This is a genomic window from Mucilaginibacter sp. P1_A3 (assembly GCF_056406855.1).
This window is the reverse complement of record NZ_JBFTZJ010000001.1, coordinates 249,690-265,358: the sequence shown is the minus strand read 5'-3', so window position 1 is coordinate 265,358 and position 15,669 is coordinate 249,690. Positions and strand designations below refer to the sequence as shown.

At 41.0% G+C, this 15,669-nt stretch carries 13 protein-coding genes; 3 read left to right on the top strand and 10 right to left on the bottom strand.

What is annotated here, in order from left to right; genetic code table 11:
• Positions 1-88 precede the first annotated feature (88 nt).
• The 5 genes from AC1D0K_RS01185 to AC1D0K_RS01165 form a co-directional block, all read right to left on the bottom strand.
• A complete protein-coding gene (locus tag AC1D0K_RS01185; protein ID WP_295718788.1) occupies positions 89-493 on the bottom strand; it encodes a helix-turn-helix domain-containing protein in 405 nt (134 codons plus the stop codon).
• A 1,030-nt stretch (positions 494-1,523) separates the two neighbouring features.
• A complete protein-coding gene (locus AC1D0K_RS01180; protein WP_295718784.1) occupies positions 1,524-1,661 on the bottom strand; it encodes a DUF2256 domain-containing protein in 138 nt (45 codons plus the stop codon).
• Positions 1,658-3,142, bottom strand: a complete 1,485-nt coding sequence (locus tag AC1D0K_RS01175; RefSeq protein WP_477399307.1) for a cryptochrome/photolyase family protein — start codon at positions 3,140-3,142, stop codon at positions 1,658-1,660. The genes AC1D0K_RS01180 and AC1D0K_RS01175 overlap by 4 nt, the downstream gene beginning before the upstream one ends.
• Positions 3,139-4,425 carry a DASH family cryptochrome gene (locus AC1D0K_RS01170; RefSeq protein ID WP_477399305.1) on the bottom strand — a complete coding sequence of 429 codons (1,287 nt, stop codon included), beginning with the start codon at positions 4,423-4,425 and terminating at the stop codon, positions 3,139-3,141. Before AC1D0K_RS01170 ends, AC1D0K_RS01175 begins: the two co-directional genes overlap by 4 nt.
• Positions 4,426-4,433: 8 nt before the next feature.
• Complete coding sequence (locus AC1D0K_RS01165) at positions 4,434-4,664, bottom strand: TIGR03643 family protein (protein WP_477399312.1); 231 nt, start codon at positions 4,662-4,664, stop codon at positions 4,434-4,436.
• A 152-nt stretch (positions 4,665-4,816) separates the two neighbouring features.
• Between AC1D0K_RS01165 and AC1D0K_RS01160 the strand changes: the two genes are divergently transcribed.
• A complete protein-coding gene (locus tag AC1D0K_RS01160; protein ID WP_477443152.1) occupies positions 4,817-5,080 on the top strand; it encodes a hypothetical protein in 264 nt (87 codons plus the stop codon).
• Positions 5,081-5,200: 120 nt separating this feature from the next.
• Entirely contained in the window at positions 5,201-5,641 is a 441-nt protein-coding gene (locus AC1D0K_RS01155) for an Hsp20/alpha crystallin family protein (protein WP_295718778.1), read from the top strand.
• Between the two features lie 115 nt (positions 5,642-5,756).
• Here AC1D0K_RS01155 and AC1D0K_RS01150 read toward each other — a convergent pair whose 3' ends face one another.
• The gene (locus AC1D0K_RS01150; protein WP_477396764.1) at positions 5,757-7,214 is read right to left on the bottom strand and encodes a DUF892 family protein; all 1,458 of its coding nucleotides are present in this window, start codon (positions 7,212-7,214) and stop codon (positions 5,757-5,759) included.
• Between the two features lie 12 nt (positions 7,215-7,226).
• A complete protein-coding gene (locus AC1D0K_RS01145) occupies positions 7,227-8,153 on the bottom strand; it encodes a manganese catalase family protein (RefSeq protein ID WP_477396762.1) in 927 nt (308 codons plus the stop codon).
• Between the two features lie 460 nt (positions 8,154-8,613).
• Between AC1D0K_RS01145 and AC1D0K_RS01140 the strand changes: the two genes are divergently transcribed.
• A complete protein-coding gene (locus AC1D0K_RS01140) occupies positions 8,614-9,186 on the top strand; it encodes a biliverdin-producing heme oxygenase (protein WP_477396760.1) in 573 nt (190 codons plus the stop codon).
• A gap of 18 nt (positions 9,187-9,204) precedes the next feature.
• On the opposite strand, the gene AC1D0K_RS01135 is transcribed toward AC1D0K_RS01140, so the two are convergent.
• The 3 genes from AC1D0K_RS01135 to AC1D0K_RS01125 are packed head-to-tail and all read right to left on the bottom strand — an operon-like array spanning position 9,205 to position 15,588.
• Entirely contained in the window at positions 9,205-9,579 is a 375-nt protein-coding gene (locus tag AC1D0K_RS01135; RefSeq protein WP_477396758.1) for a response regulator, read from the bottom strand.
• A 23-nt stretch (positions 9,580-9,602) separates the two neighbouring features.
• Positions 9,603-14,072, bottom strand: a complete 4,470-nt coding sequence (locus tag AC1D0K_RS01130) for a chemotaxis protein CheB (protein WP_477396756.1) — start codon at positions 14,070-14,072, stop codon at positions 9,603-9,605.
• A 4-nt stretch (positions 14,073-14,076) separates the two neighbouring features.
• On the bottom strand, positions 14,077-15,588 hold the full coding sequence (locus AC1D0K_RS01125; RefSeq protein WP_477396754.1) for a GAF domain-containing protein: 1,512 nt from the start codon (positions 15,586-15,588) through the stop codon (positions 14,077-14,079).
• Positions 15,589-15,669 lie beyond the last annotated feature (81 nt).

Below are 15,669 nucleotides of genomic sequence, written 5' to 3'. Positions count from 1 at the left end.
TAAGTATTGCAAACTTGTACCAGATAAAATGCATACAGGCAACCTTCAGACTGCCTGTATGCTATTGAAACATTTTAATTATGACATGTTATTGCCGCATTTGTGAGGGTGATGCGTCATTTTGATTGTCAGAAGCGTAAAGCTTTGTAAAATCTAAAAGCAGTTTATTATAGTTTTCTAAAAGTGTAATGTATCGGTCTTTCCATACATGGTGCGTCGGCAATTCCCAGAATATTGGATCATCGCTATCTGGTTGTTTGTAATTAAGAATTTCTCCAAAATCTTCTTTAGTAAATAAATTGGGGAATTCAGATGAAAAGTCATGTTTAAGAATTAGTCCAATTCTGTAAATTATTTCTGTTTTTAAATATTTCTGATTAAACCAATTATACACAGATCTACGATTAACATGCGTTAAACGAGCGATTTCACTAATGCTGAATCCTTTTTTTCTAACCAGCATTTCCACAATTTGTCCGTAATGTTTTTCCACAGGAGCATCATTTAAAAGTTTAAAAAAATAAGATCTTAAACCATGAGCATCAGCGGCCTTTAATTTATTATGAAATTGAATTTAATTCATAGTTTTAATTTATGTGTAAATTTCAAGTTCGCCGCAATAGTGATGATTAAGCTTAAAATACTGTTTCTATCTCGCCTTAGCCATTAATTGGCCAAATACTAAATTGCACTAAACTTAAAGACATTAAGGTCAGCTACATTAAATTCAAAAAGCGACTTTCGCTTGGTTTTAATTGCCGGCCAAAATAAATGAGTGTTCTGTTTTTTAAAGAGATCATCTGCTTTTCTTTTCCATCGGACCTTGATGGCTACCGCAATTCTCCTGAATTTGTCGGTTTCTTTAATTTGTGAAAGGTTTTTCATAATAATTGTTTGAGAGTTATGTGATGAATTTTGAGGGCAGGCACAATAATAAAACAAGCATTTTATGTGTCAGCCATGATAAAAAAAAGTATACCTAAATGTTTATATTTTATCATAATCTTCTTTTATTAATATAAAATGTTAACAATGTGTGAATTACGTCCTATAAAGATAGAGATTTTCAATGCTAAAAATTCCTTTCTCAGGGCCACTTTTCGGCTACACAGGCTCACCAAACATGTCATTAGCCATACAAGTGGAATTAGCAATCAAGGCGGTTGAGTTCATATGGATGATAAACTGTACGTTTCAAAGCCTTGATTACTCCGTTCCTAAATAGCAAATTAGGTCATTTTGTAAGCTTTACGCTACATCTTACATATACCTTGGCTCACAGAATATTGAAGATGCACTTGAAAATTAACATACGCTAACTGGCAGTAAAGCCAGTACATCCACAGCATGTTCAGTGCGCACAATGAAACCTTGGATAATGCCCGTTATGCTGTAACGTGGAGCAGCCTGTTGGACGTATTGGGAAATAGCAACTAGCGCCCATCAATTGCCTTATTGCCGAAAGGCCAAAAGTTTCGGTGATTTTGACTGCATATTTATTTAAAACATGGATCGTTAAAAGATCACTTGGTATTTCTGCATTTTTCACTGCAATATTTTACCTCTTCCCAATTCTTTGCCCATTTCTTCCGCCACGAAAAAGGGCGGCTACAAACCGGGCAGGTTTTGGCAGGTAAATCTTGCTTATTTACCTGCTTCACTGATCCAATTTTATTAAAAAGTTTTCGGCGGCAGTTAAGTGATGTTGTTGCTTTTCACTACTCATTTTATCAAATGTGCTAATCAGCATGCCTAAACGCGGATTGGACAAAAAGAAGCTGCGGTGAACATGCATAAACCTCCAGAAAAGCCCGTCCCATATTCTTTGCCAGTCGCCTTTTTCGTAGTCACTCATTTTCATTAGATAGTTACTGCCGCTGATATAAGGTTTGGTCACCATCAGGCCACCATCGGCAAATTGCGTCATTCCATAAACATTGGGCACCATTACCCAGTCATACGCATCAATAAACATTTCCATGAACCAGCGGTAAACATCATCGGGATCAAACTCGCATAGTTGCATAAAATTCCCCAGCACCATCAGCCTTTCGATATGATGACAATAGCCTGTCTTTAAGATTTTTTTGATGGTGATATCGATAGGTGCAATGCCCGTATCGCCTGTCCAAAAACTATGCGGGATCTTTCTTTTAAATTTCCAGTAGTTGGTGGTACGTTGCTTAACGCCTTCTCGTTCGTAAACCAGGTGGATGAACTCTCTCCAGCCCATAACCTGGCGAATAAATCCCTCTAAAGAATTCAAGGGGATATCGTAGTCTTGGGCAGCGGATAATGCCGCTTCAATAATCTGGCCGGGCAATAATAACCCGATGTTAAGCATCGGTGTTAACACGGAATGATTAAGCACGGTTTCCTGAGCAACGATAGCGTCTTCATAAACACCAAATTTTTCAAAGCGGTGCCGTAAAAAATCATCCAGCCATTGCGCGGCGTCATCAAAGGTGACGACAAACAAACAGGGTGTATATACATCGCCGTAGTTATCTGGAAAATTTGTTTTAACATAATCTTTCGCTTCAGTAATGAATTTGTTTTCTTCCGGTAATTCAATTATCGGCATTTTTTCTTTTTTAGGATACTTCTGCCGATTATCCGAATCATAGGTCCATTGTCCGCCAATGGGCTGGCCATTACTTTCCAGCAAAACACCATGCTGTTGCCGTTGCCATTTATAAAAGTCGGTTTGAAAATAAGTTTTCTTTTTGCTGAAATAATCGGCCGTGCTTTCCGTCGTATTTAAAAAGTTGGGGCTATCGTAAACGCGCAGCGAAATATCATTCTTATCACAGGCGTGCTGCACTCTTTTATATAGCCAGTCATCTGATACCGCAGCCATATGAACCTGATCGATTTGCTGAGCAGCCAGGGCTGCCATTAATTGCCTGCAATCGTTTTCCGGAGTATTGGCTTCGATATAATGAACGGTATAGTCCTGTTGCTGCAACCAGTCCTCGTAAAATTTCATGCTCGCCCTATGTAATACCAATTTTTGGCAGTGAAAATTATACTGCCGGAAAAACAACCACTCTTCTGCCAGATAGACAACGCGGCCTCTTTGCAAGGCCGGATGGTGCTCGAATAACTGGTGAGGGAAAATAAGGGTTGCGGAGTGATTCATGTCAACCAAAGATTTTGAAACAGGTTATTCGGATCGTAGGTTGCAGCCTGTTTGGCAATGTTAAAATACCGGTTAGCTTTGGGACCGTGGCCTACACCTGCAAGATAAGCCCAGTTCCCCCAGTTATTACAAACATCATAGTCAATTAGTTGCTGCTCAAAATAAGCTGCGCCATAGCGCCAGTCCAGCTTCAGGTCATTACAAAAATAACTGGCAACGTTCTGTCTGCCGCGGTTGCTCATAAAACCCGTTAGTTTTAATTCGATCATATTGGCGTCTATAAATTTCACACCGGTTTGGCCATTAACCCATTTATTTAACGCCGAGTTGAATTTATTGGGATCAACCGCTTTAAGTTGTTGGTTTGCTGCCCTTAAAAAGTATTGTGATCCGTTTTTCTCCATACAAAATCCAAAATAGTCCCTCCACAGCAACTCAAAGAACAACCAATACGTGGATTCGTTTGCGCCATGGTTAGTTTCATACGCTTTGATGGCATGATAAATTTCTCTTGCGGAAATACAGCCTAATGCCAGCCAGGCAGAAAATTTAGAGGAATAATTTTCACCCACCATTCCGTTACGGGTTACCTTATAAGATGACAATGCCTGCGTATCGTAAAAATAGTGCCGCAAGCGATCATGTGCTGCTAACATACCACCTTGATATTGCAGAACGGCGCGTGGGTCTGCGATCACCTGATCCGGAAGCAGCGCTAAATTTATAGGAGGCAGACCAGGAGAGGCTATAGAAACTGGTATCGGCAATACGGGCCTGATGGCAACCGTCCTTTCCGTTCGTTTTCTAAACTCGGTAAATACTTCGGGCAAGTTGGTAATTGGAAATGGCAGATCAGTTGTATTCAGCAGATTACGGCACTCTGAAGTTAAAAAGGTGCAGTTTAATTTTAAAAGTTCAGCAGCTACTTTCTGCTGCGTATTCAACTCTTCAGGTGCACGTTCTTTTTCGGCATAAATACGGTGGGCATCATAATCTTCAGCTAATTTAAAAATCCCCTTTTCGGGATTTCCGTTCAATAAAACTAACCCGGAACCTAAGTTCCTTAATTCATTCCCCAGTTGCTTCAAACTTTCACGCAGAAACTTCAGCCGGAAATCTCCCGTCTTTTTAAATCCAAACGAGGTTGTCGCAAAAAGTAAATCATCAAGACAATAAAACGGCACGATGAAATCATTTTCAGCTATCGCTCTGACTAAACATTCATTATCTCGCAAGCGAAGGTTTGTTTTAAACCAGACAAGGGCAATCTTTTTTGTGTCCATTAAAATGATTAATTTCTTTTACTGATCTTATTACCGCTTATTTGACTTTGAATGTCGCATTTGAATCTACCGGATACACTGCCATGTTTTTTTCTTTCTTGTACCCGTTCCCGCCATATTCTAAAACTGGAAGGCTTCAATTCCTTTCGCATTAATTTGATCACCAGCTGTTCGCTAATCCCAAATTGCAGCTTAATGGCATCAAATGAGGTGCGGTCTTCCCAAGCCATTTCAACGATTCGATCAATAGCTTCGAAATGTAATGTTAAGTGTGTTTGTGCAATATAGTACCAATATCTGTAAATTAAAATAATATTGTACTATAGTTGTCTTGTAATTTAAAAATAATTGAGTATTTCTAATATCGCAGTTGGTCAAACAAGAGGATTTTATGAAAGAGATAACGTGGCTAGATGATCTGGGCTTACGGGCTACCTATGGTATAACCGGAAACTCGCCTTATGTGGGTGAAGGGTCTACGTTTGATATACTTAGTGCACAAACCGATGCCGTAAACGGAAGCTCATTTTATGTTTCGAACCCGGCTAATAGCAAATTGAGCTGGGAAACAACACATACCATAAATGTTGGTATTGATTTCGCACTGAAAGGAACCGGATCAGGTAGCCACCAATTCCGTCCTTATAAATCTTAGTCTCTGAAAAACTGACATTTGAAGCTGAAAAATTTTCAGTCAAAACTGCAAATTTTTCACTTTTTCAGGACTGGCATATTGGTTGTGCAATCTCTTTGTAGTATTAAAATTATAAGAGCCATGACACTGATAAAATTTAACAACAACAAAGGAGCGAACGCATTAATGCCAGGCTTTAATGACGTTTTTGAATCAATCTTTAATGACACTTTTTTTAATGATCGTCTGATGACCCGTGTGCCTGCGGTAAATATCAGCGAAACTGCAGATCATTATCATTTAGAACTGGCTGCGCCCGGTTTGAAAAAAGATGATTTTAAAATCAACCTTGACCGAAACGTACTGCAGGTCTCTGTTGAAAAACAATCAGAGACAAATGCTGATGAAAAACGTTTCAGCAAGCGTGAATTTAGCTACAGTACTTTTGTACGTTCTTTTACTTTACCTGATCTTGCTGATCAAAACCGCATTGAGGCTGCTTATGAAGAGGGCGTGTTAAAGGTGGATATCGCTAAGAAAGAAGAATCGAAAATGGCGAGCCGCCAGATAGAGCTAAAGTAATTAACAACACTTTACAAAAGCCGCCGGATGGCGGCTTTTGTTATAACCATATAACAAATTTAAAATCCAAAAAAAAGCCACTGAAAAGCGGCTTTTTAAATAAATATGGCATTAATTAATCTTCAACCGGTTCTGTACTGGCTTTGTAATTAGCCTGATTTTCTGCAATCTCGGTCAATTTAGCGTCTGCTGTTTTTTCCTCATCCAAAGTGAGCACTAAAGTTTCTGCGATATCGTAATAGCCTAAGGTTTTGGCTAAAGCTATCAAACCACCATAGGAAGCGATCTCATAATGCTCTGCTTTCTGGCTGGCGAAGATTAAGCCTACATCACGTTGAGCGGTACCTTCCACGGTGGCCCTGATAATTTCATCGCCTTCATCCAGGATACCAGCCATCGCATCACATTTACGGCTATCTACTTCCAACCCTAAAATACCAAAGATCTGTTCTAACCTGCTTACATGCGTGTAAGTTTCCTGAAGGTGCAAATTAAAGGCGTCTTTAAGTTCATCTGAGGTAGCCGCTTCTACCATTTCCGGTAAAGTTTCAGCCAATTCACGCTCTGCCCAAAGAAGGTCTTTTAACTCATTTACAAAAAACTCCATAAGTTTGGAATCTGTTGTACTGACGATCGGCTCGTCCTGCCAATCTTCTTCTGTAGCAATACTTTCGGGCTCAGGAGCCAAAGTTGCTTCGCGGTCATATTCCCCGACTGCACCTTCATAGGTAGGCTGAGAGGTAAATTCCTGCGATGCTGAATCTACCGAATCGTTGTTGATGGGAAAACCTGAATCTTGTGATGATGGCGTTTCGTCAATATCATCCGCTGTATCTACCTTGTCACGAAATGATTTGATCAGGTCATGACCTTCATTAATACCTTGCTGCTGTAACCTTAATACTTGTGCCAATTCAGGTGTCAATTCATTTTCAGGATCTAAGGCATCACGATAAGCTGCCTTAGCTACATCTTCCCCGCGCTCACATTCATTTAATACTGCCAAAAGATCACTCCCTGTAAAGGTTGCTTTAATGTCAATCCAAGCGCGATGCAAATCACCTGAAGTGCTTGTGCCTTCAGCGGCCTCACCTCCGTATTGCTGTATAATATCGGTCAGCTCTGTAACATACTGCTGGCTTTCAGCGGCCAGTTTATTAAATACAGCAATAATTTCGGTATCTTCTGAATCCAGATCAGCAGCCGCTTTTTCGAAGCCTGCTACACGGTCGTTATTGATCTTAATCAGATCGTTGATTACATCAAGTGAATTTTCTAACATTTCCGTAGGTATTTTTTCGTTATTCCGGTTATAGTTTTCATTATCCAAATGGTCAAGTTTTGCAACGATCTCTCCGGCATGCTCTGCCCGTGCTTCAGCAACTTCTGGTGATTCCTTCGTTAAATCAGTGAAGCCATCATTGTTGTTGTATTCAGCTGACACCTGAGCAGCGGGTAGCGTGGTCGTTTTCCCGTTATCTAATTTTATAACGACCTTTTCTTCAAAAGTAGTTAAGATCTCTCCCGATCCTTCGGGAGAGGTAATACGTTGACCTGTTGTTAAATTATTCATCGTTTTATAAGATTAATAGGTACTCCATTGTGCTATGCCTCTTGGTTCAGCATCCTTCACTTCGGCACTTTTTACAGCGCTCATTTCCTTGTCCAGTTTTTCAGTATCTTTCAACTCCTTGATGAAATCATCAGCCAGTTTGGTCTGGCCCTGAGTTTCCTGAACCTGCTCTAAAGGTTTTTCTATGTAGACAAAATCTTTGCCCATACCTTTGATCTCACCTTCGTTCCAAGGACCACGAACGCTGCCTTCCGATAAGTTGTAGACGTTTTGCAAGTAACGAGGGTCTGCTGCAAGAACGCCCGGAGGAAAATTGGGCTGGATGCTATTTAAAGCTGCTTCGAACATTTTGTAGTGGGTCACTTCCCTGGTCATGAGGAAAGAAAGTGTTTCATGGATATATGGATCATCCGTAAATTTCATCAGGTGCTCGTAAACCAATTTGGCTCTTGATTCAGATGCCAGATTCGTGCGTAAATCAACTGTCAGATCGCCGTTTGAATTAATATATGACGCGCACCAGGGAATCCTCTGGCTATTCCTTGGCGTTGGACCGCCACCGGTTATGATCGGGAATTGGGGATTGGCAGAAAGAGCGGCATGGATAACACTTTCTTTTTCAGCCTTCCCATTCATGGCTACCATGATCTCGCTTTGTTCAGCGGCATCCTTTAATTCGCCATTGACCCCTTTTAACAACATCTGTATAGTAGCGCCGACAATTTCGAGGTGACTAAATTCCTCGGTGGCGATATCCATCAACATATCGTATTTGTCCGGGTGCGGCACCTTCGCGCCGAATGCTTGTGTAAAATACTGCATGGCTGCGGCCAGCTCTCCGTTTTCTCCACCGAATTGCTCCAATAAAAGGTTTGCAAAGCGTGGATCAGGGCGGGAAACCCTGGCATTGAATTGTAGAGATTTGACGTGGTGAAACATAGTTGTAGATTTTTATATGGTGAACTAACCTACATACAATTTTAAGTCCAAAATCTACTTTTTAATTAAATAAATATATTATAACGATAATTTTAATAATTAAACAACGGCACAGTTTATGTCTTAAATTTTTTGATTGGCGTCACCCTGGGCTGCCGCAGTAAAAAACTTGTTTCATGGACAAGACCTCCCGGTCTTAATATCAGCAGGATATCAAAGGTTATTCCATTAAAGTTCATAGACTGCACAGATGCCTTGTGGCGACCGGATATCCAGCAGGTTAAATACAGCCAAAACGGGTAGCGGAATGTTCGCTACAAAAGTAATTTTAAAAGAGAATTAGTGGGATGAGCTGGTCAATCTTTGTACGGAGATGATTCCTTATTGTACGATCCACTACGCTTTTTAACCGAAGAAGATAGTGATACGATAGCAAAAACCTTTACCTTAGCCGTATAACATGCTGTCAGAAAATTTAAAAGAACAAACTTTAATTAAGCACCAGGAACTGGAAAAAAAACTGGTCGGTAAAATGCGGTCTATGCAAAGTGTAATAGATTATGCTTTGTTGCTGCAATTATTTTACAGCTATTTTGGTGGACTGGAAAATTTGATCAATCCACATATCAGCGCTAAAACATTGCCTGATTATATTGAAAGAAGGAAGGCGGTTTTGCTATCCTCTGATCTGCTAATTCTTAAAGCCAAAACTCCAATGTTCGCCAGTGATGACCATTTGCCCAACATTACCAATACGGCAGAAGCCTTAGGTGCTTTATATGTCATGGAAGGTTCAACGCTTGGTGGCCAGATCATTAAGAAGATGCTGGGTAAGCAATTAGGTATTGCTGAAAATTACGCTACCTCTTTTTTTAACGGGTATGGGGATGATACGATGAAGATGTGGGCTTCTTTTAAATCTGCGCTAGATAAATTGAATTCACCGGAGACAAATGAACAGGTGATCAATTCCGCTAATCAAACTTTTCAGAAATTTAGCGAATGGTTTGATATTCATTATAAAACACTGTAACTATAATAAGACTTGGGTCTAATCCTTTCTCAAATTAGCTTCAATAATCCTTTCTAAATCTTCCAGATCAAATGGCTTAGCCAGGAATGCGTCCGCTCCGGCAGTATTGGCTAAAGCTTGGATATCATTATTGGCGGAAAAATAAATTACCGGTGTGTTTTTTAAAGCAGGCGAACTTTTTAATAGTTGAGTGGTAACAATTCCGCCTTCATCAGGAATCCAGTTATCCATGAGGATGATATCAGGCATAACTGCCGAAACCTTCTCAATTGCATTAATACAGTCCGTATAAAAATGAACCTCCCAGCCATTTTCTTCTAAAATATACTGGCAGATTGATACAACATATTCATCGTCATCAAATATTATGATTTTGCGGTTTGTTGAATTCATATATAAAATATACCTTTTAAAATTTAATGACCCCCATGAATAGGCACGGAAAACCAAAAGGTCGAACCTTCACCCGGGCTACTTTCCACGCCTAAAGTACCGTGGTGCTGTTTCACGATCTCCGCAGTTATATATAATCCTAAACCCAAACCGGCGAAGTGCGTAGATGACTCCTGCACCCGGTAAAACCGGTCAAACAGATAATCCTTTTTACTTTTAGGTATACCGATACCAAAGTCCTGTATATCCACCCGAAATTCATTCTTAACGATAGCACATTTAACGACTACCTTTTTACCATTGGGAGAATATTTGATGGCATTGGTCAGAAAATTATTCATCACCTGTTCTAACCTGATGCGGTCAGCACTGATCTCCATGATACATTCGTCGCCATCAATGATCAATTCATGGGAATGACTCTGAACCCGTACTTCGTCCACGCTTTCTTTGACCATGCTCCAGGCATCAAAGCGGCTATAATTCAATAATAGTTTACCTTCCTGGATTTTGGTTACATCCAAAAGATCATCGAGCAACACGGTCAGTTTACCGGTCTGTTTAGCCGCTTTCTCAATGAATGAAATCATTTGGTCGTTCTTTTCCAATTTGACGGCCATTCGCTGCAAGATCTGCAGTGATCCTTTCAAACTAGTAACGGGTGTTTTCAACTCGTGACTGGCGATGCTCATAAATTCATCTTTTTTGTGCATCAGCTCTTCCGTTGCCTCGTTAGCACGGATCAAAGTGGTTACATCAAATCCGAAAAAAGCAATACCATCTATTTCTCCGTTAGCCGCATATACCGGGTTGATGATGAGGTCAAACCAATAGTCCTCCACATCATTATCCCCCAGAGCCTTTTTCTTTAAATGACAGGCTTTACCTATATAGGCTTCGCCATTGGTGATCACCTTTTGTTCAATTGCTGAAAGTTCCAGCTGGTTAAATTCGTTATGCACATCTACCGACTTACGACCGATGTACTCTTCCTGGCCAACAAATTCGCGGAAAGATAAATTGGCAAATTCATATATCAGATCCGTACCCCGCCTGATCGTGATCAAGGCCGGCGCGTTATTAAAGATGCTGTAAAATTCGTCGCGTTGTTTTTTAATCAGGTCAAGCAATTCGATACGGCGGATCTCTGCTTCCTTTCGGGCGGTGACATCTACAATAGAACCTACCAGGCGGAATGGCGTACTGTATTCATCTTCCAAAATACTGACACGGTCCAAAATAAACGCATAATCACCGTCGGCCTTCAGAACCCGGTATTCCGAAGTCCATTGTTTCTGATGGCTGTTAATGGCCTCATTGACGCTTTGTTTAACCTGCTCGCGGTCCTCGGGGTGAATTTTGTCGTACCAAAAATTAATAGAGTTGGCCACTTCATTCCGCTCATAGCCAAACATGCTGACAAAAGTTTCACTCCGCCACATCGTATTGTCTACCAGGTTCCAGTCCCAGATGGTATCATTGGTCGCTTTAGCCACCAGGTTAAACCGTTCCTCACTTTCGGCCAGCTTTCGGGTTCGCTCACTCACCCGGTCTTCCAATTCCAGGTTAAGCGTTTTAAGGCCTTCACGAACAGTGATCAATTCCTGGTAATTTTTACGAAGTTTTTGTTCTGCGTTTCTTCTTTCTGTTACCCTGGTCAGGCTCATTACAAAACCGTCATTCATTTTTGCCGTCAGTACCTGGTACCAATTGCCATCAGCAACCTGGAGTTCGGATTGTAAAGGATTGCCGGTATCAACAACATGAAACAGCTTATCCAAACTTATCGTACCTGAAATGAGCGCTAGTGACTTATAGGAAGGATTTGCGTCGAACTCAGCATTTGTTTGCGATAGTAAGGATAGCGCAGCTTCGTTATAAGCGATACAATTGTAATCTAATACTTTTTTGCCGTCTTCGCGAATCTCTTTAAAAGCAAATATAGCAGCAGAGCTGGCGTTAAATACACCGGAAATAATGTTACTGAGTTCCGTAATTCTGGAAATATCAATAAAGGAAACTATTACGCCGTCTTTCTGCCTATCCTTGCGGATATAAGGCATAATACGCATCAGATTGGTCGCCCCGCTTATAAGTTCTATTTCCTTTTCAATGGTGGAACCGTTTGCTAAAACGGCGTGAATATCATTGATAAAATTGTCGTACTGGATGTTACGGGAAATGTGGTTGATTGGCCTGCCAATATCTGCGTTGATCAGATTAACCAGCTTGATCGCTGCCGGGTTAAATTTGCGGATATTAAGGTTGCTGTCAATAAAGATCTGGCCAATATCGGTTGACTTAAAATAGTTATCAAGATCATCATTCAACTCAACCAGTTCCCTGATCTTAGCCTGATGTTCCGTATTTAAAGTGTGCAACTCCTCGTTTAAAGACTGTAACTCCTCATTACCGGATTGCAATTCCTCATTGGCCGACATCAGTTCTTCGTTACTGGACTGGAGTTCCTCATTAGTGGTCTCCATTTCCTCGACAGCCATTTGGAGATTTGATCTGGTTTCGATCAGTTCCGCTTCCACCTCCAGTAAATGTTCCTGCTGATCTTCCGGCCCAATCGGGGAAAGTGCAATGCCCTCCCTGTTGCCCGGCTCAGCTTTACTTTCCGTAAGCATCAGAATGGTATAGCCATGGGTTGAGGCAGGCTCGGGTGGCTTTACGGTGATCTGCAAAAACACATCCTCACCAGCCCGGCTCATCCTGATCTTGTTCAGGTATGTTTTTTTGTTCTCTTTCCAGGCTTTACGAATGGCGGTATTCAGGATCACGGCGACGTTGCGGCTAACCAGGTTCAATATATTCAGATCGATCTTCTTTTCCGGTAGATTAAGGTATTGCCGGTAATTACCGATCGTATCCCGGACTGTATAATTTTTGTCAATAAATACCGCAACCGAATCAAACTCTTCAACGATCAAATTTAAAAAATCCTGCTCCACCGTATTTTCAGGTAAGGCATTGCTAACTACTTTTTTCTCCGGTGCTTTTTTGATCAGCGGCGTAACTGTTGTGTAAGTATGATGTAGCCCGTAATTGATGGTTCCCGTTTTCTGATAGATCTTCCATTTGCCGTTGATCTCCGTAATTCCATCTTTTATGCCCGAAGCATTTTCACTGGAACCTAAAAATAAATAACCTTCTTTCAGTAAGGAAAAATGAAAAGTCGCCATGATCTTTTGCTGCAACACATTATTCATGTAGATCAGCATATTACGGCAGGTGATCAGGTCATTCTTAATAAAAGGCGGTGACTTTACTACGTTATGCTTGGCAAAAACGATCTGTTTACGGATCGCAGGAATAACAGAATAGGAGGTACGGTCTTTTATGAAATACTTTTTCAGTAGTGGTGACGGGATCTCTTTGGCGATGGTCAACGGGTAGCTGTTCTTTGCGGCCACTTCAATACTAGCATCATCGAGGTCACTGGCGAAGATTTTGACGTCCAGGTGCCTCCCGGCCTTATCCAAACAATCATCAATCAGTATCGCAATAGTGTAAGCTTCTTCACCAGTACTACAGGCGCAAACCCATATCTTGAACAGGTCGCCGTCTTTTTTATGACTGATAATCTCCGGAATGATATCTTTCGCCATAATCTCAAAAGCTGGCTTATCCCTAAAGAATTTGGTCACATTGATCAGGAAATCTTTGGCTAAAAGTTTAATTTCCTTATCATTTTCTTTTAGGAATTCTACATAAGCTTTCAAATCGGCAACTTCCACCACATTCATCCGCCGTGCGATCCGCCGCAGTATGGTTGGTGTTTTATAGAGGTCGAAATCCTGACCACTGCTGGCACTTACCAGCCGAAATAATTCGTTAAGGACAACATTATCGAAATTGTCCTCATTCAATTCCGGTTCAGCTCTTTTACTCAGAAAAGATTCCAGTTCCAGGTACATTTTTTTAGGTGCCGCGATATGATCTGCATTACCGGAGGTAATTGCACTATTGGGCATACCATCAAATTTTGCCGTAGTTGGTTCCTGGACGATAACCGTTCCGCCGAATTCCTTGATTGCCGCAATCCCTTTAGAACCATCGGTGCCTGTACCCGATAATACAATGGCGATGGCTTTATCTTTTTTATCCTGGGCTAAACTAAAAAAGAAATGATCGATCGCAGTGTTCGGGGATTTGTCAGCTATTTTATCGGCCAGTTTAAGCTTAGCACCTTTAATGGTCATCAACTTTTTATTAGGAATGATATAGATACAATTGCGCTGAAGTTTCAGATCGTTAGCTGCCTCGAAAACCTGCATAGTGGTATGTTTTGCCACCAATTCTACCAGCAAGCTTTTATAATCCGGCGATAAATGCTGGATAACGATAAAGGTAAGCCCGGAATCCTCCGGCATATGGTCAAAAAATTCATTGATTGCTTCCAAACCACCGGCTGACGCACCAATAGCTACCACACAAAGTTCTGCGGACCTGGCACCCAGAAAATAATTTTGTTTAATATCAGTCACTTAATTAACCTTTAGATTTGGTGATAAATTCATATAAAAAGGTTCTCAAGTTTTCAGCAACAGCTAATTCCTGTTTAGACCATGGACTGGAAGTATTATTTACCTGTTGTTTCCAAATCTTAAAAGATGCCCGAGGATGATATTTCTTACCATCTGGTTCAAAATTGATCGTTTTATTTGGATCGCCACCCCAGTTAATAGTTTGAACAACTTCAGGCCGAAAAGCAATAATAAATTCCCCGCTTTCAAGATTGAGGGGAATAGCTAAAAGGCCGCTCGCCAATTCAGGATAAGGTAAAGCTTCTTCAAAAAGTTCCGGCAGATGATCGGTATAAAAAATCTTTTCAACCTGCTTATTTTGAAGCCAAAGAAACAAGTTTTCGATCATGTCCCGGTCAGGCACAGCGCCGATCTGCTGATAATCGTTTTGGAAATTTGAAACGACGCCGGTCGCATGAAGCAAGTGCATTAAATTATTACCCCTGGCATTTAATAAGCCTTTGTTGATATCATTAAGCGTATAGACCTGAGCGAAAAGTTCAGTTTGCTGATTTTGGAGATCACTTTCTATTTCCCGTGCTGTTTTATGCAGGATACTAGCGATCCGGTTAGAAGTTACCGAGGAGATCAACTCACATATTGCGCACAACTCAAAATTAAGATAGAGCGGCTCAATATGATGGCAGGCAATGAGGCCCCATAATTTATCGTTGTCAATCACTCGGAAAGACATGGACGCTTTGACGTTCATATTTTTCAGGTATTCCAGATGAACGACGGCAACGCCACGAAGGTTACAGTCAGAAAGATCGATAAACGCGTTAGTTACCGGATTAACCACCGGGTACAGCCTGATCGGTTCGTACTGACGATCAGGTATCAACCGATAGGGATTTTTTAAATAAAGGTCGCGCGCCTGCTTCGGCACATCAGAACCCGGGAAGGTATGACCTAAATAATTTTCAAGCTCATCTACCTTTTCTTCAGCGATCACGGTACCGTTCCAGTCATCATCAAACCAGTACATCATAATGCCATCGAAGCCCGTCACTTTCCGTAATTCATGGACGGCAGCCTGGCTCACCTCGATGACCGATGAAGCTGATTCGATTGCCGCCATGGCATATTTCACCTCTTCAAAAACCTTCGTGAAAGTGCGTTCATATTCCACCTCGCTCTTCTCCACTTCCAGAATGATATAGCCGGGTTTGAAATGAGCCAATACCGGAGTTTTCCGGTCGCTAATCATGATGGTAAATGGAATTTTTTGATTGGCTTTAGTTTCGAAACGGCCCTGCAATTCCTTCAACTGACTTAGATCAAATTCTTCACCAAGCAACGTTCCGATGATCTCCTGTAAAGGCCTATCAAATAATTCTACCGCGTTTTCACTCACTTGTAAAACTTTGAAGGTGTGATTTTCGACCACCAGCAAATAGCCGTAAGATTGAATAACATTAATGTGATTTAAAGGAAGACTTCCACAGAAGTCCGAGTCATATTGTTTTTTAGACATATAAACTTATTCGATAAATAAACAGCCTTCTTGAACAAGTTTTAAATGTTTAAAAGGACGAGCCGGATGTAAAGTAAAGTT

Bases quoted from the DNA above. Each gene is read 5' to 3' on its own strand.
- AC1D0K_RS01175 (WP_477399307.1), bottom strand. From the start codon at position 3,142: ATGAATCACTCCGCAACCCTTATTTTCCCTCACCAGTTATTCGAGCAC.
- AC1D0K_RS01170 (WP_477399305.1), bottom strand. From the start codon at position 4,425: ATGGACACAAAAAAGATTGCCCTTGTCTGGTTTAAAACAAACCTTCGC.
- AC1D0K_RS01160 (WP_477443152.1), top strand. From the start codon at position 4,817: ATGAAAGAGATAACGTGGCTAGATGATCTGGGCTTACGGGCTACCTAT.
- AC1D0K_RS01155 (WP_295718778.1), top strand. From the start codon at position 5,201: ATGACACTGATAAAATTTAACAACAACAAAGGAGCGAACGCATTAATG.
- AC1D0K_RS01150 (WP_477396764.1), bottom strand. From the start codon at position 7,214: ATGAATAATTTAACAACAGGTCAACGTATTACCTCTCCCGAAGGATCG.
- AC1D0K_RS01145 (WP_477396762.1), bottom strand. From the start codon at position 8,153: ATGTTTCACCACGTCAAATCTCTACAATTCAATGCCAGGGTTTCCCGC.
- AC1D0K_RS01140 (WP_477396760.1), top strand. From the start codon at position 8,614: ATGCTGTCAGAAAATTTAAAAGAACAAACTTTAATTAAGCACCAGGAA.
- AC1D0K_RS01135 (WP_477396758.1), bottom strand. From the start codon at position 9,579: ATGAATTCAACAAACCGCAAAATCATAATATTTGATGACGATGAATAT.
- AC1D0K_RS01125 (WP_477396754.1), bottom strand. From the start codon at position 15,588: ATGTCTAAAAAACAATATGACTCGGACTTCTGTGGAAGTCTTCCTTTA.